Source organism: Agromyces sp. Leaf222, from assembly GCF_001421565.1.
GTDB lineage: Bacteria > Actinomycetota > Actinomycetes > Actinomycetales > Microbacteriaceae > Agromyces.
The window spans coordinates 2894917-2914221 of the sequence record NZ_LMKQ01000001.1; the positions used below are offsets into that span (position 1 = coordinate 2894917).

The window sequence follows — 19305 nt, forward strand, 5'->3', positions numbered from 1 at the left end:
TCCGCTCACAGCAGGTCCTCCGTTCCGGAACGCTTGACGTAGATGCCGACGAGCACGAGGATCGCGGCCATCAGGATGATCGACAGTGCCGCCGCCGCCGGGTAGTTCAGCAGGACGAGGAAGTTCGCCTCGATCACGTTGCCCATCATCTGGGTGTCCGGTCCTCCGAGGAAGTCCCGACTGGCGTTGACGTAGTCGCCCGCCGCCGGGATGAACGTGAGCAGCGTGCCTGCGACGATGCCCGGCATCGACAGCGGCAGCGTGATCTTGCGGAACACGGTGAACGGGCTCGCGTAGAGGTCGCTGCCCGCCTCCAGGTAGCGCAGGTCGAGTCGTTCGAGCGTCGTGTAGAGCGGCAGGACCATGAACGGGATGAAGTTGTACGTCAGGCCGAAGATCACCGCGAACGGCGTACCGGTGAAGTGCGCGTCGGGAGCCAGGAGCGAGAGCGCCTTCAGCGAGGTGATCACGAACGACTCGTCGGAGAGCAACTGCTTCCAGGCGAGGGTGCGGAGCAGAAAGCTGATGAAGAAGGGGGCGATGACGAGCACGAGCATGAGGCTCTGCAGCAGCGGCCACCTCCTCGCCGTCACGCCGATGAAGTACGCCAACGGGTAGCTGAACAGCAGGGCGAACACCGTCGCGGTGAGCGCGTAGCCGAATGAGCGCACGATGTGCGGCCAATACGTGGACATCACGTCGACGTAGTTCTGCCAGTTGAACGCGTACTGGTACTGGCCGATGTCGCCGTATTCGAGCGGCGCCTGCAACGAGGTCAGCAGCAGCGAGACGAGCGGCGTGAGGAAGAACAGCACCAGGTAGAGGATGCCTGGCAGCAGCAGGAACAGCGCGATTCGACTCGACTTGCGCGGTGCCTGCTGGGTCGGGGCCTCCGCAGTCGAGAACGCGGCGAAGGCCATGCTCAGCCCTCCTCGAGCTCGGCGACGAGGTCGTCGCGGCGCTGCGCGGCGATGGCCGTCGTCGAGTCGTCGGCCGCGAAGCGCTCCGCGTCACCGGGTCCGTCGACTAGCCCGAAGCCGTGCTCGACACGCCAGCTCGCCCAGACCTCCGCACCGAGGCCGACGCTGGGGCCGGCTCCCGTGTTCTGCGCGAAGACGAGCACGGTGCCGTGGCTCGGGATGTCGACGAGGTACTGCGTGCTCACGCCGGAGAACGACACGTCGAGCACGCGACCGGGACCGACCACGTTGCGGTCGGGCGCCTCGGCGGGCGCCTCGGTATGCAGCGTGACCTTCTCTGGACGCACGCCGACCGTCACGGTGCCGTTGTGGCGGGCCGACCGGGCCTTGGGGACGACGAGGCGCGCGCCTCCGGCATCGACCGAGACGGCCGTGTCGGTGGTGCCGACCACCTCGCCGGTGAACAGGTTCGACTGCCCGAGGAAGTTCGCCACGAACACGGTCCGCGGCAGGTCGTAGAGCGCCTCGGGTGCGCCCATCTGCTCGATGGCGCCCTTGTTCATGACCGCGACGGTGTCGGCCATGGTCATGGCCTCCTCCTGGTCGTGGGTGACGTGCAGGAAGGTGAGTCCGACCTCCTCCTGGATCGTCTTCAGCTCGAGCTGCATCTGCCGTCGGAGCTTGAGGTCGAGGGCGCCGAGCGGCTCGTCGAGCAGCAGCAGCGCGGGGCGGTTCACGATCGCGCGTGCCAGCGCGACGCGCTGCTGCTGGCCGCCCGAGAGCTGCTGCGGGCGCCGCTGCGCGAGGTGATCGAGTTCGACGAGGCGCAGCGCCTCGTGCGCCTTGCCGAGCGGATCGCCGATGCGACGGCGCTTGAGGCCGAACGCCACGTTCTCGATGATGCTCATGTGCGGGAAGAGCGCGTAGCTCTGGAAGACCGTGTTGACGGGCCGCTCGTGCGAGCGCGTCGAGGTCACGTCCTTGCCGCCGATGAGGATGCGGCCCTGCGTCGGCTCCTCGAGCCCGGCGACGAGGCGGAGCGTGGTGGTCTTGCCGCAGCCCGAGGGACCGAGCAGGGCGAAGAACGACCCGGCGGGGATCGTGAGATCCATGTCCTGGATCGCGGTGAACCCCGGGAAGCGCTTCTGGATGCCGACGAGTTCGAGGTCTGCGCCCCGCTCGGCGAATTCGCGTACAGCCATGGTGTCGGTCTCTCTCAGGCGCCGAGCAGGATGCTCTGGAACTGGGCCTGGTACTTCTGCTCCTCCGCGCCCGAGAGCGAACGGAAGATGTGGGCCTGCGACAGCGTCTGCTCGTCGGGGAAGATGAGCTGGTTCTCGGCGAGCTCGGGGTCGATGGCCGCGGCCGCCTCCTTCGCGCCGACGACGGGCGTGATGTAGTTGACCCAGGCCGCGACCTCGGCGGCGACCTCGGGCTCGTAGTAGTAGTTCATGAGCGCCTCGGCGTTGGTCTTGCGCGTGGAGCCCACCGGCACCAGGAAGTTGTCGTTCCAGAGCGTGCCGCCGGCCTCGGGGATCGCGAACTCCCACTTGTCGCCGGCCTCGGCGTTGATGACCGTGATGTCGCCCGACCAGCAGATGGCCGCGAGGGTGTCGCCGCTCTTCAGGTCTTCGAGGTAGGCATTGCCCTTGATGTTGCGCACCTGACCGCTCTCGACCTGCTCGGTGAGCACGTCGATGGCCGCGTCGTACTCTTCATCGCCCCAGTCGCCGGCGATGTCGACGCCGTTCTGCAGCATGATGAGGCCCATCGTGTCGCGCATCTCGGACAGCACGCCCACCCGGCCCTTGAGCTCGGAGGACCACAGGTCTTCGACGGAGGCGAGGCCGTCGGGGAACGCCTCCTTGTTCCAGCAGATGCCGGCGAATCCGCCCTGCCACGGCAGCGAGAACTTGCGGCCCTTGTCGAAGTCGGGCTCCCGGAGGGCCGGCTCGAGGTTCGCCAGGTTCGGGATGTTGTCGTGGTTCAGCTCCTGCGTGTACCCGAAGCGGATCCACCGGGCGACCATCCAGTCGGTGAGGCACACCGTGTCGGCGCCGATGTCCTGACCGAGGGCGAGCTGGTCCTTGACCTTGCCGTAGTACGTGTTGTTGTCGTCGACCGCGACCTCGTAGTTGACCTTGATGCCGGTCTGCTCCTCGAACGCCTGGAGCGTCGGGTAGTTTCCCGAGTCGTCTTCATCGATGTAGGCCGCCCAGTTCGCCCAGTTGAGCGTCTTGTCGTTGGCGGACTTGTCGGCTGCCGGGGTGGGCTTGGTCACGCCGCCACCGGTCGAACATGCGGCGAGGGCGAGGGCGGATGCACCGGCGCCCGCGCCGGCGAGCATCGTGCGGCGGCTCATCTGCGACGCTCGGGCGCGTGCGATGAGCGAACGGATCATCGGATCCTGGGGAAGGGGCCGAGAGTTCACGGGTGCTCCATTCGGGTTCAGCGACGTTGCCATGGGTGCGTCGATAGTGCCACACTGCGGGGTCGATTTCACGGATCGATGTCCGAATCGTTAATTTCTGGGAACAGATCATTCGGATTCAGTGCCCGAAGGCGTGATATGCGATGTTTTCCGTCGTCGGCCAGGCTCGACGAACGGCCGGCTCACCGGGCTGGACGACCCAGCATTCACCCCCGTCGGCGTCGAGCAGCGGCGGGAGGGCGATCGCCCCTGACCGGCCGGCACCGGCCGGGGCGAGGGCCCGGAACTCGCGCATGCCCCCGCGTACGACGATCGTCGCGGCGTCGCGGGCACGTGCTGCGAGCGCGTACGACGCCGTCCAGGCGTCGGCGTCGCCGACGACGAGCAGGGCCGCATGCCCGACGCCGGCGAGCAGCTCACGTTCGCCGCCCGGCTCGAGCCTGATCGGCGCGCATCCGATCGCCCGCAGTCGGTCGAGGTCGCGCTGCACCGTCGCCGAGACCACGGCCGTGAATTCCGCGTCGAGGCCTGCGGGCGGAGCGGCGACCGCGGCGGGCGGCGTCGGCAGGGCCGCCTCGACCACCTGAAGCCGACGCGCCCGCCACTGCCCGGCACCGGGCGGGGCGTCGCGCTGCCAGAGCTCGCCGAGTCCGCCGGCGTGCGAGAGCTCGGCCCGGCTCGGATGCCGCAGGTGCACGACCGCACCGAACAGGTCGCGCAGGCCCCCGCCCACGCGGTGGGCGAGCGTCGCGGAGGCGGCCACCGAGAGTCCGAGCCGGCGGCCATCGTGCATGAGTTCGGCGAGCATGGCCGTCGCGGCGTGCCGGTACTCCTCGGGCCATGGGGCGAACCGGGTGTCGAGGTCGTCGATCACGAGCAGCCGCTGCTCGGGGGTTCCGGCCCGCGCCGCGACGACCAGGTCGGCGAGCAGCTGCCAGTCGGCGGCCCGGCCCCGCCCGAGGCGGAGCACGTCGGGCGCACCGGCACGGGCCTTCGCTGCGGACTCGATCGCGGCGAGCGCGGTCGAACGCCCGCTTCCGGGTGCGCCGAGCACGAGGAGGTGTCCATCGGTCGTCGGCGCCCACGCGGCGAGGCTCCGGCGCTGCAGGTCGGGTTCGTCGAGCAGGCCGAAGACGACCGAGGGTCCGACATCGGGGCTCCGGGCGCCGGGCTCCCCGACGACGGCGCCGCCGACCGCGGCCGCGAGGTGATCGGCTCGTGCCACGGCCACCGCCGCCGCCACCCTCACCGCCTCCGCGTGCCGCGCCGCCTCGAGGTCGGCCGGCGCGAGCCGTGGGGGCAGCGGGTCGAGCCACGGCCGTCGCACGGCGGGCGACGCCGCGAATCGCCGTCGCACCTCCTCGACGGCGCCCGCGTCGACCAGGGCGGACTGGAAGGGCACCGCGACGCCGTCGCCGCGGTCGACGATGCCCCGCCCTGGTCGGTCGGCCGGGATGCCGGCGGCCGCATCGCTGCCGACGACGGCGATGCTGTCGGCGCGGTGCATCACGCGCAGCGAGACCCGGATCGGGGCGTTCGCCGTGACCTGCTCGCCGAGCACGCCGTTCGGGCGTTGCGAGGCGAGCACGAGGTGCACGCCGAGCGACCGCCCGCGTGCGGCGATGTCGCCGATGACCGCACCGAGGTCGCGGAACCGGTGGATCATCGCCTGGAACTCGTCGATCACGACGACGAGGCGTCCGAGCGGCGCGGCATCCGGCAACTGCGCGATGTCCCGCGCGCCCGCATCCCTGAGCACGCGTTCCCGGTGCCGGAGCTCGGCGGTGAGGCTCTGCACCGCACGCTCGGCCTCGGCCTCCTCGAGATCGGTGACGATGCCGGCGACATGCGGGAGGCCCGCGATCGGCTCGAACGCCGACCCGCCCTTGAAGTCGACGAGGAGGAAGGCCACGCGCTCGGGCGGGTGCGCGGCGGCCATCTGCAGGATCCACGCCAGGAGGAACTCGCTCTTGCCGCTGCCGGTCGTGCCCGCGACGATCGCGTGCGGCCCGTCGGTCACGAGATCGAGGTCGAGCACTCCCCCGGCGACCGCGCCGACCGGCACGCGCAGACTCGAGCGGCGACGATCGGGAGCGGCCGTGACGGGGAGCCCTCCCACTGCGACGAGGTCGGGCAACGCCGAGGCGCGGGTGCCGAGACCGGCACGCTCGGCGAACCCGAAGGCGAGGCCGGCCCATGCGGCCGCCTCCTCGAGGCCGAGCAGGTCGGGCGCGAGGGACGTGCCGACGACGGCTCCTCGCTGGTGCAGCGTGGCGGTTCGCGGTCCCTCGATGCACACCACGGTCGCGAGCCCCGGCGGAAGCTGCTCGGGATCGTCGGCCACCACGACGCTGAAGCCCGCCTCCGGCTCCCTCGACGGCGACGGCGACGGCGACGATGACGACCGCCGGGACGCCGGCGTCAGGTCCCGAAGGGTGATCGTCAGGCCCGAGCCCGCATGCGGGAGGCCGCGCACCCACCGCCAGGCAGCGGCATCCGGCACCTCGAAGGCGACCGCATCGGGCCGCGCGTGGTGCGCGCACTGCAGGATGGCCGATCGTGCGGCCGCCCGCACGAGCGGTGCCGGGCCGGCGAACCCGACGCCGCCGGTGGGGTCGACCACGACCGGTGCCCGGTCGAGTCTTCGCACGTGGTCGAGCGCGGCCCGATCGATCTCGTCGACGGGCGCCCCCTCGACGCGCAGGGTGCTCTCGACCGTCGCTGCGCCGAGCACGATCGGCTTGAGGTCATGCTCGCGCCACTCCGGCGCATCACCGAGCGCCGCGATCCGGCCGGCCGGCGGATGACGGTGCCATGCCGCCTCGCGCTCGTGCGCGTGGCGCACCCCGACCTCCTCGTGCAGCCGCGCGAACGCCGACTCCCGCTCGGCCAGTGCGCGGCGCAGCGCACGGCGGGCCTGCCGGCGGCCGTCGAGCACGGTGGCGATCGCCAGCACGGGCCCGAGCACGGCGAACGCGAGCGAGATCACCGAACCGGTGACCAGCCAGAGCACCACGGCGCCGATGACCGGGGCGATCGCGGCGATGAACGGGAACCCCGGTGGGCTCGGCGCGGGCGCGGTCGCGGGCAGCGACAGGGGCAGCCGGGTGTCGTCGGGGGGTGCGAACAGGCGGGTCGGCATCCCGTCATCCGACCACCGCGTGCGGCGATCATCGGACCCGAGCCGCGGGAGGCGTCAGCGCGGAGGCATCCGACCGGCTGTTGAGGACGGGTTCTGCGGGCCTGCCGCGCCCGTCAGGAGAGGGTGAAGGACTGGTCGGCGAGCTCGACGACCGTGCCGGAGGAGATCAGGTACCGTCGCCCGGGCTCGCAGCGGATCACGTCGTCGGATCGGCGCACGATCGTGCCGTTGGCCGAGAAGCGGTCGGCGATCCAGAGCGTGCCCTCGTGGGTGCCGAATTCCAGGTGGGTCTTGGAGACCGACCGAGCCGGGTCCTCGACCTGCACCAGATGGTCGAAGCTCTCGCCCGGTTGCGGCAGCGGCCGTCGGCCGATGAGTCCGGTGCCGAATACGACGCGCACCTCGCCGGTGCCGAACCGCAGCACGAACCGCGGCGGCCCGCCGGTCGACGACGCCGAGGAAGCCGAGGTCGCCGAGGCGCCCGAACCGGCACCGGCCGCGCCGGGATCGCCCGGCACCGGCTCGCCCGCACCCGCGGCCGCGCCGTCTTCTCGGCCCGCGGCGACATCCGCGATCCCGCCCTGGAGCCCGACCGGCACGCTCACGACACCGCTGCGACGGAACCCGGGGCCCAGGGAGGTCGTGTCGCCCGGCCGCGGATCGGGGCGTCGTCGCGACTCGGGGGTCGCGCTCGTCGAACTGCCGCAGTGCCCGCAGAACATCGCGCCGTCGGGCAGCGCGGCCCCGCAGATGCGACACCTCATCGTCGACCCCCTCTCCGGCTGACAGCGTACCCGCCGAGCGAGGTGAGCGAGATCGCCGCCAACCAGCGTTCGCGTCGCGTGCGCGGAGCCGCGAGCCGGCGCTGCAACTCGTCGACCGAGCGCCAGACGCGCTCGTCGTCGCCGGCCTCGGGGCCGCCGGGCGCGAAGACGGCGCGATCGACGACGGAGGCGAGCACGAGGGGTGCGAGGCCCCCGACCGTGACCGCCTGCTCCGCCCTCGTCGAATTCGGCCTGATCGGATAGCCGTAGTCCGCCGCGGTGTCGGCGAACTCCCGCCAGCCGCCCTCGATGCGATCGACCGGGGAGTCGGCCCTGCGACGCACGCGACGACGACGGATCTTCGCCACGATGACCGCGAGGAACGGGCTCGCGAGCAGGGCGAGCACGAGCACGGTCAGCCCGGCGATCGTCGCGACCGTCGTGAGCACGCCCAGCCAGCGGCCGAGGTCGTCCTGCGGTCGCTCGTCGGAATGGTCGGTCGGCGAGTCGTTCTCATCGACCTGCGTGCGTTCGGGCGGCGGCGGCAGCGCCGACTCCGGCCGCGAGACCACCTCGGGCTGCTCGGGCTGCCGATCGGGGATCTCGCGCACCTCGGGATTGGGGTCGAGCGCGATCCAGGCGCCGTCGTCGCCCTGCACCTCGATCCACGCCTGCAGGTCGCTGCGCCGGAGCATCGTCTCGCCGCCGACCGCGACGGCGCCCCCGGTCTCGCCGGCCGCGACATCCGATGCCGTGTACCCCACGACGACCCGCGCGGGGAAGCCGATCTTGCGCGCCATGAGTGCGGCCGCGACGGCGTACTGCTCGCCGTCGCCGACCATCGGCTGGTCGGCCGCGAGCTGGGCGAGCCGGTCGAGCGCGTGTCCGGAGCGGCTGGGCACGGCGTCCGCGGCCGTGCCGTGGCTCACGTACCCGTTCTCGTGGAACCCGTCGATGATCGCCGCGAGCCGGGTGCCAGGGGCCTCAGACAGCGGAGCCCATCGGTCGAGGAGGTCGGAGAGCTCGGCCGGCAGGTCGGGCGCGGCCGGGATCACGCTCGTGCCGGGTTGCATGGTGTCGAGCTCCGTCGGCTCGAGCATCGCGACCGACCATGCGACGTAGGCGTCGCCGTGCTGGAGCCCGGTGGTGACCGCCCCCGTGCCGGTGGTGTCGTTGTAGACGAATCCGTCGGCGAGGGTCTCGGCCCGCAGGCCGCCGAAGTCGATGCGCTCCAGCTGGCCGACCCCCGGCACCCACACGTCGTCGTACGCTTCGACGGTGACGGCGATCTCGACCGGGTCGCCGGTGACGCCGCTCTGGTCGAGGCGGTACGGCAGTCGCGTGAAGCTCCCGGAGAGCGAGGTGCCGTCAGCCCCGCCCACCGAGTAGACGATGCCGTCGTAGGTGTCGAGCGTGGCCACCGCGAGTCCCGCGCCGGCCGGAAGTCCGCGCACCTCGAGCATCACGTCGTCGGCTTGGAGCGGGTCGAACGCGGCGCGGAACGCCGCGAGCGGGCTCTGATGGGCCCGCGGCTCGAACGGCTGCTGCACCTCGGACCGCACGACCGTGCGCGCCTGCACGGGCGTGATCAGCACCGCCGCGGTGGCGCCGACGAGGGCGACCGCCAGGATCGCGGATGCCCCGAGCACGCGCCGTGCATCGGCGAGCGCCCGTTCGACGCCCGCGCGCCCGCCGAGCGACTGCCGATCGAGGATCGCGACGTGCACGAGCCAGGCGACCACCGCGACGAGGAACGCGAGCCCGGCCTGCAGCGCGAGCCCGCCGTGCACGACCCCGAGCAGGATGCCCGCGGTCAGCAGCAGCGCGGGCGGCAGGATCGCGGCGACCGGATGCCGCGTGCGGAACGCGATGGTCGCGGCGGCCGCCGAGGCGAGCAGGCCGAGCAGGAACGGCGGCACCAGGAGCGCCTGGTACGACCCGACCGGCACGGCGATCGTGACGAGCTGCTTCCACGACAGCGCCGTCGCGGCGACGAGGTCGACGAACCCCTGCTGGGTCGGCAGCACCCCGGCGTAGGCGCGCGACGGAACGGCGGCCGGCACGCCGAGCACGAGGAAGGCGGCCACCAGTGCGGAGAGCACCGCCCACGCGGGCCACCGCTGCCATGCGCCGATCAGGCCGACGCCCATGCCGGCGACGACGGCGACGGCCGCCGCGATGAGGAACTCCGTGCTCTCGTACACCGGCCACCACGGGATCATCGCCGCGGCGAGCAGCAGCACGAGCAGCGCCGTCGACACGGCGCGCGACCATCCGGTGCGACCGGCTCCGCCGCGCTCTCCGCCGCCGCCCCTCCTGCCGCCGCCGACCGCCCTGCTCACGCGACCGACGCCGTTCGTGCGAGCATCGCCCGCAGGTCCTCGAGGTAGCCGATGCCGAACACGGTGAGCCCGGCGACCGTGCGCGCCGATGCGTCGCCTTCGGGAGAGCACTGCACCGCGATCGCGTCCACGCCCATCGGCAGGCGCGACGCGGCGGCCCGCAGCGGCCCGATGCCTCGGGCCGTTCCGGTCACGAGGAAGGCGAGCGAGACGCCGGGCAGCGCCTCCGCGGCGGCCGGCGCGACATCCGCGATCATCGCCGCGTGCTCGTCGCGCTCGATCAGGCACAGCGCATCGAGGAGGCGATCGCGCGTCACCGTGGGCAGTTCGCGCACGACGCCCGCGGCCCCGCGGACCGACGAGCGCCTGGTGGTGCCGCTGTACCGCGTCGGCGTCGCGGACGGACGGACGGGGACGCCCGGTTGCCCCGCCTGGCCGGGCACGGCGCTCGCGCCCGAGACGACGAACGACACCGTGCGGGCGTCGCGGATCGCGCGCGCGCCGACGGATGCCGCCGCGCTCACCGCGAGCTCGAACTCGGCATCGTCGCGGTAGGCCTCGGGGTCGAGGTCGAGCACGACCATGAGCCGGCTGCGCCTCGTCTCCTCGAACTGGCGCACCATGAACGTGCCGGTCTTCGCGGTGCTCTTCCAGTGGATGAAGCGCCGGTCGTCGCCCGGCACGTACTCCCTGAGCGCGTGGAACGCGATGTCGCTCGCGGTCAGGTCCCGGGTCGGCGACCCCTCGAGGTCGCGCACGAACCCGGAGCTGAGCGCCGCGATCGCCACGGTGCGCGGGTGCACGTGGAGCTCGGCGACCTCCGACCACACGATCTCGCGACGCACGAGGCCGAGCGGGTCGGCGCGCACCGTTCGCGCCGGACCGACCTGCACGATGCCACGATGATCGGTCGGCACCCGGAACGACCGGTCGAACGCTCCGCCGCGCGCGAGCCCGGGCAGCACCCACTCCATGACCTGCCGCCCGACCGGGACCTCGAGCTTGACCCCGCCCCACCGGCGTCGCCCCGGGTTCTCGGCGACCAGCCGCGCCTGCGCCGGTTCGCCGACGACGACGCGACGGATCGGCACCGAGAGCCCGATCGTCGACGCACCGCGGCCGAGCAGCCAGACAGATGCCGCGGCCGCGACGACCGCGAGGCCCCATGCGAGTGCGATGAACTCGACCCAGCCGAGCATCGTGCCGACGGTGAACGCCACCACCGCGGCGATGATCACCGCCCAGCCGCGCCCGGTCACGACGGAGGCGACCGCGCGACGCCACTCGTCGATCGCGCCGACGACTCGGCCGACCGACCGGACGAGCAGCGCGATCACGGCTGCGAGGACCCCCTCCCGACGGGCGTCCTCGGGAATCGTGGTGCGGGTCTCGGTGAGGCTCACACCGCTTGCCTCGTCGACGGCGGCGGGGTCTCGATGAGCACCTGGGCGATGAGGTTCGACGCGGTGACGCCGTCGAACTCCGCCTCGGCGTCGAGGATGAGCCGGTGCGCGAGCACGGGTTCGGCGAGCGCCTTCACGTCGTCGGGCACGACGTAGTGCCTGCCCCGACCGGCGGCGTGCGTCTTCGCCGCCCGGATGAGTGCGAGGGCGCCGCGCACGCTGACGCCCAGTCGCACCTCCCGGGTGGTCCTGGTGGCGTCGACGAGGCGCGACACGTAGTCGTGGATCGTCGGGTCGACGTGCACGGTGCGCGCCGCGGCCGCCATCTCCACGATCTCGGCGGCGGCGAGCTGGGGCTCGACCTGCACCGCGTGCGCACGGTGGTCGGCTCCCTCGAGGATCCGGATCGTCGACGCATGGTCGGGGTATCCGATGGAGGTGCGCATCAGGAAGCGGTCCAGCTGCGCCTCCGGCAGGCGGTAGGTTCCGGCCTGCTCGACCGGGTTCTGCGTCGCGATCACCATGAACGGATGCCCCACCGGGTGGGTCTGCCCGTCGACGGTGATCTGGCCCTCCTCCATGACCTCGAGCAGCGCGGACTGCGTCTTCGGGCTCGCACGGTTGATCTCGTCGGCGAGCACGATGTTCGCGAACACGGGGCCGGGGTGGAACTCGAACGCGCCGGTGCGCTGGTCGTAGACGGTGACGCCCGTGATGTCGCCCGGCAGCAGGTCGGGCGTGAACTGCACGCGGTTGCTCGTGCCGTGCACCGACTGGGCCATGGCCCGGGCGAGCGACGTCTTGCCCGTTCCGGGCACGTCGTCGAGCAGCAGGTGGCCCTCGCTCAGGAGGGCCGTGAAGGCGAGGCGCACGACCCGGTTCTTGCCGAGCAGCACGGTCTCGACCGCACCGACCAGCCGGTCGAGGTTCGAGGCGAATCGAGAGGCCTCTTCTGGGGTCATCGTCATGCGGGCTCCATCGGTGATCACGGGTTCTGATACCTCACTTTCACGCCGGCGACCTCAACATCCAACCAGACGCGGTCACCGGGCAGTGCGTCGGGCACGCGGCAGCTCGTCTCCCGCTGCGCCGCGACCCCGATGTCGTCGCCGACGATGCCGCATCGGAAGTTCGCCGGGATCCCGGAGTTGTCGGGCTCGGAGTCCCACGACCACTCCGCACGTTCCCCGTCCCACGCGCGCGACGGCAACGCGAACGTGAGCGACGGCTGCGCGTCGGCCGGCAGGATCTCCGACCATGGCCCGCAGCTGCCCCACGGCGAACACGAACGCACCTGGAACCGGGCGGTCTCGCCGAAGGGTCGCCCGAGGACGGCACGGAGCCACCCCGAGCCGGTGAAGTCCTTGGGGGCGCCGAGCTGCACGCCGTCGGCGTCGACCGCGACGATCTGCAGTCGCTGGTTCGGCTCGACCTTCGAGATGTACCGGTCCCACGCGTCCTGCGTCATCCAGTCCATGCCGCTCTGCACCGACGAGATCGGTCCGGGGGGCTCGCGCACCACGATGGTGCCGACCCCGGTGCTCACGCAGGCGGAACGGTTGAACCCCCAGACGACGAAGGAGTACCTCGCGGCCTCGGCCGTGGTGCCCGTGAACTGCACGCTCGATGCATCCGGCCCCACTCTGACCATTTCGGAGACGGCGCCGCCGCGCGACGGGGCGACGACCGTGCCGGGGGCGGGAGAGGTCACCACGCAGCTCTGCGGACCCGAGGGGGGTGTGGTCGCCCCATCGGCGAGGCGCTGCACGAAGTACCCGCCGATGGGGTCGCCGTTGCCGCCGAAGGGAGTCCAGGTCACCGTGACGGTGCCGGCGATCGCATCGCCGACGACGCTGATGCTGCCGGCGACGGGCGGACCGAACGGCGTGCCCGACCCCTTGGCGTCCGCCCACACCGCCATGGCCGGATACGCCTCGTTGCGCGCGCTCACCGAGAACTCGACGAGACTGCCGTTCTCGAGCGCTCTCGAGTCGACCTGGCACCGCGATGCCGTGCACACCGAGGCTGCATCGACCTCGACCGGCACGCCCCCGACGACGAGCACGTAGGAGTGCACGGGGCTTCCGGCACCGGCCGAGACCGGAGCCCAGCCGAGCTGGAGGCGCCCGTCGAGCGGGGCGGCGACGACCTCGCCCGGTGCCGGCGGCACGACATCCGACCAGATCGGCCCCGGCGCGTCGACCGGGTCGGAGAGCCCGACGCCGTTGCGGGCCTGCACCCGCAGCACCACGGCGTTCGCCCGGCCATTGCCCAGGGTCGGCACCCGGCAGTTCGTCGCCGTGCACTCGCTCTTCGCGAGCACGTCGGACGAACCGGGTTCGAGCAGGCTGATCTCGTATCCCGTGATCGGCGAGTTGTTGAACGCACCGGCACCGAAGACGAGGTCGAGGCTGCGATCGCCGAACCCGGTCACCCGAGGCGCCGTCACGGGGTCCGGTCGGTCCTGCACCGAGACGGTCACGGTACCCCATGCGAACCGCTCCGGATCGCCGGTCGCGTCGGAGACCTGGTACTGCAGCGTGGTGTTCACCGGCTCGGCGTCCTCCGCGACCCGCACGAGCAGCGTCGAGCCGTCGCCGTCGCGCGTGACCGAGACGCCGGCTGGCAGCGCGTCGAGACCCTTGAGCGCCTCGACGCGCAGTGGCGTGCCGGGGAACGGATTCGTGGTGTCGTCGTTCGCGAGCACGTCGACGCTCGTCGTCTCGCCGCGCCGTGCGACGGCCCGATCGGCGACGGGCCGGGCGAGCGGCCTCGTCGAGGGCACGACCTGCAGGTCGATGCGTCCGGGCTCGCCCTCGCCCGTGGCATCGACGACCGCGACCGCGACCGACCCCTGCGTGCCGGAGACCGCGTTCGCCGTCGGCGTGATCGTCAGCCGCTGCCCGTCGAGCTCGAGGTCGAAGCCTTCGGGCAACGGTTCGAGCAGTCGGTACTTCAACTCGTCGTCCCGCTCCTCGTAGAGGTGGTTGGTGAGCTTCACGAGGTCGATCGTCTTGGCCACGCCCTGCTCGAAGTCGATCGAGCCGCCCAGGAACTTGGGCGGTTGGTTCTGCGTCGGCTGCACCTCGATCGGGATCACGATGGTGCCCGTGCGCCCGGTGGGGTCGGTCGCCGACTCGCCGTCGGTGACCGTGAACGAGATCGACGCCGGCCCGAAGTACCCCGCCTCGCTCCGGAAGCGCAGGGTCTGGTCGTCGACCCACGAGTCGGTGCCGTCGCTGTGCGCGGCCCGCACCGTCGCCGCATCGGTGATGCGCACCGGGCGGCCGGACGCCGCGATCACGAAGTCCTCGATGTCGAGCTGCACGCTCTCGCCGCTGCGCACCTCGACGTCGGGCGCGTCGCGTCGAAGCTGCGGCAGCGCGTCGTCGCGGCCCGGCACGCGGATGAAGGCGTACGACACCACGCCGGGGTCGTCGGGGTGCGTCAGGGAGAACGGGATGATCCGTCGGCGGTCCTCGACCGCCACCCGGATGCGGCCGTCGCGGAGTACCTCTGCGCCCTCGTCGAATTCGGGCAGGAGGCCGACCTCGACGTCGGCCACGTCGGCATCGGCGAGGAACGCATCGGCGAGCACGTCGACGTCGACCCGGTCGCGGTCGATGATGTCGGTCAGGTTCAGGACCACGTCGTCGACCTCGGGTCGCGCGAGCGGGGCATCCTCGCGAGCGACGACCGTGAGGAAGCTCGACGCCGTGCCGGCGCGTTCATTCGCGATCGTGTACTGGAACCCGTACTCGCCGTCGCCCTGCGGCACCACCACGTCGATCTGGTCGCCCACCTTCGTGGCGGGCGCACCGACCTGTTGCTCGACGACGTCGGTCAGCGTGAGGCTGTCGCCATCGGGGTCCGTGTCGTTCGCGAGCACCCGGACCGACAGGGTGCGCCCCGGTCGCACGACCACGCTGTCCTCGACCGCGATGGGATTCCTCGCGCCGTCGGCCCGCGCGGCGATGCCCACCCTGACCGTGCCGGTCGCCCCCTCGCCGAGCGAGTCGACGACCGTGTAGGTGAACGTGTCGGTGCCGGCCGAGTACTCGCCGGCCTGGTAGTCGAGCCAGTCGGGTCCGGTCTCGACGACGGTGCCGAGCTCGGGGTTCGACTCCTGGCCGACCAGCAGCACGGAGTCCCCATCGGGGTCGGTTCCGCCCAATGGAACGGCGATGCGCACCGTGTCGCCCGAGAGGGCGCGCGCGGTGATCTCGGGCGGCACGGGCGGGGAGTTCGTCTCGGGGTCGGCGGAGCGCACCGACAGGTGCACCATCGCCGTCGCCTCCTGTCCGCCGGCGCCGATGGTGTACTTCGCGTCGTACTCCCCTGGTTCGTCGGGAGCGAAGTAGCGCAGGCGGTCGCCGCTGACGAAGAGCAGGCCGTCGACCGGTTGCTCGACGAGCTCCGGATCGATCGCGAGCGGGAGGCCGTCGGGCTGCTCGTCGTTCGCGAGCACCGGCACGTCGATGACGTCTCCTGTGCGAACCGACGCCGTATCGGGGTTCGCGACCGGCGGCTGGATCGTGTCGGCTGTCGGCACCTCCACGACCGTGACGGCGCCTTCGGCCTCGCCGAGACCGTTGCTCACCCGGTAGCCGAAGGTCACCGATCCGAGCGGCAGCGGTCCGAGCAGCTCGACACGCAGGATGCGGTGGTCGATCAGGGCGACCCGGAACTCCTTCGCGTCGGCGCCGATGAGGTCGGTGAGCACGAGCACGCCCCCGGTCGGGTCGATGTCCGTGGCGAGCACGTCGACGTCCATGGGCTGGCCGACCCGGAGGAAGGCGGTGTGCGGCACCGTGATCGGCATCGTGTCCCGATCGGATCCGGCCTCGACCTCGACCCGGATCAATCCGGTGACGGGCGCCGAGCTCCCGTCGGTGACGACGTACTCGAGGTAATGCGTGCGCTCGGCCGAGCTCTTGAAGCGGAAGGTCCCGCCGTCGTAGTCGGGCGTGATGACCGCGTCCTGCTTCGCGGGCACACTCGTGAGCACCGCGTGGCCCGTTCCCCCGTGCACATGCCGGAGGGGATCGACCCGCACCTCCTCGCCCGCGGCGGCGAGCACGACGAACGACTCCGCGATCAGGGGAACGGTGCCCGGCGCGCGCACGTCGATATCGAGGGATCCCGCGCCCTCGTCGCGGCCGTCGGCCGCGACGAGGGCGACCCGCCGCTCGCCCGGCTGGTGCTGCACTTCGTCGAACACGACGGAGCCGTCGGGCGTGAACGACACCTTGTCGCCCGGGGCGCTGGCTGAGCGGAGGAAGAACGGGTCGCCGTCGGGGTCGACCCAGTCGCCGAGCACCGCCGTGGTCGACCGTCCGGAGGTCTCCACGGCCGCGGAGCGATCGCGCACCTGCTGCGGCGGGCCGTTCTGGTCGTCGGTGCGCACCTGCACGGTCACGGATGCCGCGGCGCTGCCGCCCCGACCGTCGTCGACCGTGTAGCCGAAGGAGAAGCCCTCGGTCACCGTCTCGTCGAGGCTGACCTGGACCTGCTGGCGATCGGAGACGAGGTCGAGCCTCACGCCGGGGGGCGGCACGACATCGAGCGCGGCGATCACGAGCACGTCGCCGTTCGGGTCGTAGTCGTTCAGCAGCACCGGCAGCGTCGACGCGCGACCGGGTCGGGCGCCGAAGGCGTCGTCGGCGGCCAGCGGGTCGGCCTGGCTGCGCTCGAGCGGCGCGGGGTCTTCGGCGTCGGGCCGTTCGACGGTCTCGTCGTCGGACTCGGTCGCGAGCAGCTGGTCCCAGTTGTCGATGAGCCCGTAGTCGGCTGAGGCCGCCCAGCTGCGGCCGGAGCCGCGATCGTTCAGCACCAGGGACCGCCCGTTCACGAGGAACACGAGGTCGGCGGTGGTCGCCGTATCGAGCGGGAACCGCTCCGCCGTCTCGCCGTCGCACGCGCGCCAGGCGGTGCCGGCCGACCACGCCGCATTCAGGCAGCCGCCGTGGCGCACCGGCGCCGTCGCGGAGCCACCGGCCTGCGGGACCTGCACCGTCTGGACGGCCCCGTCGGCCAGATCGACCATGATGAGGCCGTCGCGCGACGCGATGGCGACCGCGTCGCCGTCGACGGACGGCTCCTGCAGCCTCGGGTCGTCGGCCGACTGCACGACCTGGCCGAGTTCGACCTTGCGGTCGGCGAGGTAGAGCGTCAGGGTCCGCCCGTCGAGCACCGCCCACCGGCCGCCGACCGACGTGATCTGGAACTCGGCCGCCGTGTCGGAGAGCTCCGTCTGCCACTGCTCGACCACGGACTCCGACTCGTCGACGTCGACCCTGCGCACGATGCCGGTCGTCGGCGTGTAGGCGAAGAGGCGCCCGTCGGGCGCGACCGACGTCACGCTGCCCGGTCCGAACGTGAGCGTCGGGTCGGTGTCGACCTGCAGGTCGACGATCTGGTCGGACGGCATCGTCCAGACGTCGGCGCCCGTGGAGACCACGACCTTCGACGACGTGATCGCGATGCTGCTGGCGGGCGGCACCGCGACCGTCTCCTGGACGGTCGAGTTCATCGGATCGATCACCGCGACCGTCGCGCGCTCGGTGTCGAGGGCGAGCACCGTCTGGCCTCGCTGGGCGATCTGCGTCGTCGACCCGCCCGTCTCGACGATGGTGTTCAGCTCGTGCACGGAGGTGTTCGCCCGGCCCACCGACTGGAGGCCGTCGTTGGCGACCCAGACGGACGCGTCCCCGAGGTCGACCCGCTCGGCCGAGTACCCGCCGGATGCCACGGCGACGGCCACGATCGTCGATACGACGGCCATGCCGACCGCCGCCGTCGCGACGGCGGACCGATGTCGGGAGACGAGCGAGGGCAGCCTCATCAGCCCTCCGTGTCGACGTCCACGCAGCGCTCCTCGCTCGGACGCCCGGTCTTGCCGTCGCGCGTGACGGTCACGCTCGCGCAGAGGTGGTCGCCGTCGGACGCGACGACGTCGAGGCGCTCGTCGCGCTGCGCGGGGCGCGGGGCCCCGTCGATGCTCACGAGGTACGCGTCGCCGCCCTGCAGTCCCGGATCGTCCCAGGTGAAGGTCACGGTGGCGTCGTCGTCGTCGACCGCCGCCCGCACGCCGGTCACGACCGGGATGGGCGTCGTCGTCGAGGCCACGAGGTACGCGCCGGCGAGCGCGATGCCGACGAGCAGCACGGCCACCGCCGAGAGGCCCCAGAGCATGCGCCGGGGTGCGTGCGACGCCGACGACGGCGACCCGCTCGGTTCGGAGCGCGTGTCCGAGCGCAGCGTGGTCGCGCCCATGCGGTCGCCGGGTCGCCTGGTGCGGCGGGCGCGGCGATCCGGCGTGGTCGCCGCCGACGGGACGGAGATGATGCGGGTCCGCTCGTCGAGGTCGACGGCGACGGCGAGCGCCCAGTCCTCCGTGACGACCTCGAGCGGCGTCTGCGGCAGGGACAGCTCCTCCTCGACGGCCTGCAGGTCTCGCACGAACTCGACGGCGCTCGACTGCCGGTCGGCCGGTCGCCTGGACATCGCGCGGGCGAGCACGCGCTCGAGCGAGACGGGCACGTCGTCGCGGCCGGTGGGCGGGAGCTTGCCGTTGCGGATGCGGGCCGAGACGCGCCCGACCGCGTTGTCGCCGCCCGGCTGCTCGAACGGGCTCCGGCCGGCGAGCAGCGAGTAGACCGTCGCGCCCAATGACCAGACCTCGCTCGCGACCGTGCCGGCGTCGTCGATGAGCACCTCGGGCGCCGACCACGGCACCGAGAGCCCGACCGCGTCGGTGGAGGAGATCGCGCCGAGCCTCGCCGCGATGCCGAAGTCCGAGAGCACGGGATGCCCGTAGGCGGTGGTGAGGATGTTCGACGGCTTGATGTCGCGGTGCAGCACGCCGTTGCGATGCGCGGTCTCGACGGCGCTCGCGATGCGCACGCCGATCGCGAGCACCTCGGCGAGCGGCAGCGACGTGGTGCGGTAGCGCTGGCCGAGCGTCGACGGGCAGAACTCCATGACGAGGTACGGTCGCCCGTCGGCGGCGACGCTCGCCTGGTACACGGTGAGGATCGACGGGTGCGACGAGAGCTGCGCCATGACGTCGGCCTCGGCCTGGAACATCTGCCGCGCCGCATCGACGACGACCTCGGCGAGCAGCACCTTGACGGCCACGAGTCGCCGCGGCATGTTCTGCTCGTAGAGGAACACGTCGGCGAATCCGCCCGACCCGAGCACCCTGACGAACGAGAAGCCCGGGAGGTTCGGCGCGGTTGACGGCAGTCGTCTCGACACGATCCTCCTCGACCTCGGATGCCGGTGGGCGCCGTCACTCGATA

The 19305-nt window shown here is 72.1% G+C and carries 10 protein-coding genes; all 10 read right to left on the minus strand.

Features of this window, described 5'->3' with window-relative positions; genetic code table 11:
• Positions 1–5: 5 nt before the first annotated feature.
• Positions 6–920, minus strand: a complete 915-nt coding sequence (locus ASE68_RS13020; protein WP_055859348.1) for an ABC transporter permease — start codon at positions 918–920, stop codon at positions 6–8.
• A 2-nt stretch (positions 921–922) separates the two neighbouring features.
• Positions 923–2122, minus strand: a complete 1200-nt coding sequence (locus ASE68_RS13025; RefSeq protein ID WP_055859351.1) for an ABC transporter ATP-binding protein — start codon at positions 2120–2122, stop codon at positions 923–925.
• 14 nt (positions 2123–2136) lie between these two features.
• Positions 2137–3384, minus strand: coding sequence for a PotD/PotF family extracellular solute-binding protein (locus tag ASE68_RS13030; protein ID WP_055859354.1), 1248 nt, complete (start codon positions 3382–3384; stop codon positions 2137–2139).
• 85 nt (positions 3385–3469) lie between these two features.
• Positions 3470–6493 carry an FtsK/SpoIIIE domain-containing protein gene (locus tag ASE68_RS13035; protein ID WP_055859357.1) on the minus strand — a complete coding sequence of 1008 codons (3024 nt, stop codon included), beginning with the start codon at positions 6491–6493 and terminating at the stop codon, positions 3470–3472.
• 113 nt (positions 6494–6606) lie between these two features.
• Positions 6607–7257 carry a zinc-ribbon domain-containing protein gene (locus tag ASE68_RS13040; RefSeq protein ID WP_157421643.1) on the minus strand — a complete coding sequence of 217 codons (651 nt, stop codon included), beginning with the start codon at positions 7255–7257 and terminating at the stop codon, positions 6607–6609.
• The gene (locus ASE68_RS13045; RefSeq protein ID WP_055859363.1) at positions 7254–9599 is read right to left on the minus strand and encodes a transglutaminase-like domain-containing protein; all 2346 of its coding nucleotides are present in this window, start codon (positions 9597–9599) and stop codon (positions 7254–7256) included. Before ASE68_RS13045 ends, ASE68_RS13040 begins: the two co-directional genes overlap by 4 nt.
• On the minus strand, positions 9596–11002 hold the full coding sequence (locus ASE68_RS13050) for a DUF58 domain-containing protein (RefSeq protein WP_055859365.1): 1407 nt from the start codon (positions 11000–11002) through the stop codon (positions 9596–9598). Before ASE68_RS13050 ends, ASE68_RS13045 begins: the two co-directional genes overlap by 4 nt.
• Positions 10999–11970 carry a MoxR family ATPase gene (locus ASE68_RS13055; protein ID WP_055859369.1) on the minus strand — a complete coding sequence of 324 codons (972 nt, stop codon included), beginning with the start codon at positions 11968–11970 and terminating at the stop codon, positions 10999–11001. Before ASE68_RS13055 ends, ASE68_RS13050 begins: the two co-directional genes overlap by 4 nt.
• 17 nt (positions 11971–11987) lie before the next feature.
• Positions 11988–17846 carry an Ig-like domain-containing protein gene (locus ASE68_RS13060; protein WP_055859371.1) on the minus strand — a complete coding sequence of 1953 codons (5859 nt, stop codon included), beginning with the start codon at positions 17844–17846 and terminating at the stop codon, positions 11988–11990.
• The gene (locus tag ASE68_RS13065; RefSeq protein WP_055859374.1) at positions 17846–19261 is read right to left on the minus strand and encodes a serine/threonine-protein kinase; all 1416 of its coding nucleotides are present in this window, start codon (positions 19259–19261) and stop codon (positions 17846–17848) included. The genes ASE68_RS13060 and ASE68_RS13065 overlap by 1 nt, the downstream gene beginning before the upstream one ends.
• Positions 19262–19305: the final 44 nt, after the last annotated feature.

Coding starts and splice junctions, on each gene's coding strand:
- ASE68_RS13060 (WP_055859371.1), bottom strand. CDS start 17,846: ATGAGGCTGCCCTCGCTCGTCTCCCGACATCGGTCCGCCGTCGCGACG.
- ASE68_RS13035 (WP_055859357.1), bottom strand. CDS start 6,493: ATGCCGACCCGCCTGTTCGCACCCCCCGACGACACCCGGCTGCCCCTG.
- ASE68_RS13055 (WP_055859369.1), bottom strand. CDS start 11,970: ATGACGATGACCCCAGAAGAGGCCTCTCGATTCGCCTCGAACCTCGAC.
- ASE68_RS13020 (WP_055859348.1), bottom strand. CDS start 920: ATGGCCTTCGCCGCGTTCTCGACTGCGGAGGCCCCGACCCAGCAGGCA.
- ASE68_RS13040 (WP_157421643.1), bottom strand. CDS start 7,257: ATGAGGTGTCGCATCTGCGGGGCCGCGCTGCCCGACGGCGCGATGTTC.
- ASE68_RS13030 (WP_055859354.1), bottom strand. CDS start 3,384: ATGGCAACGTCGCTGAACCCGAATGGAGCACCCGTGAACTCTCGGCCC.
- ASE68_RS13025 (WP_055859351.1), bottom strand. CDS start 2,122: ATGGCTGTACGCGAATTCGCCGAGCGGGGCGCAGACCTCGAACTCGTC.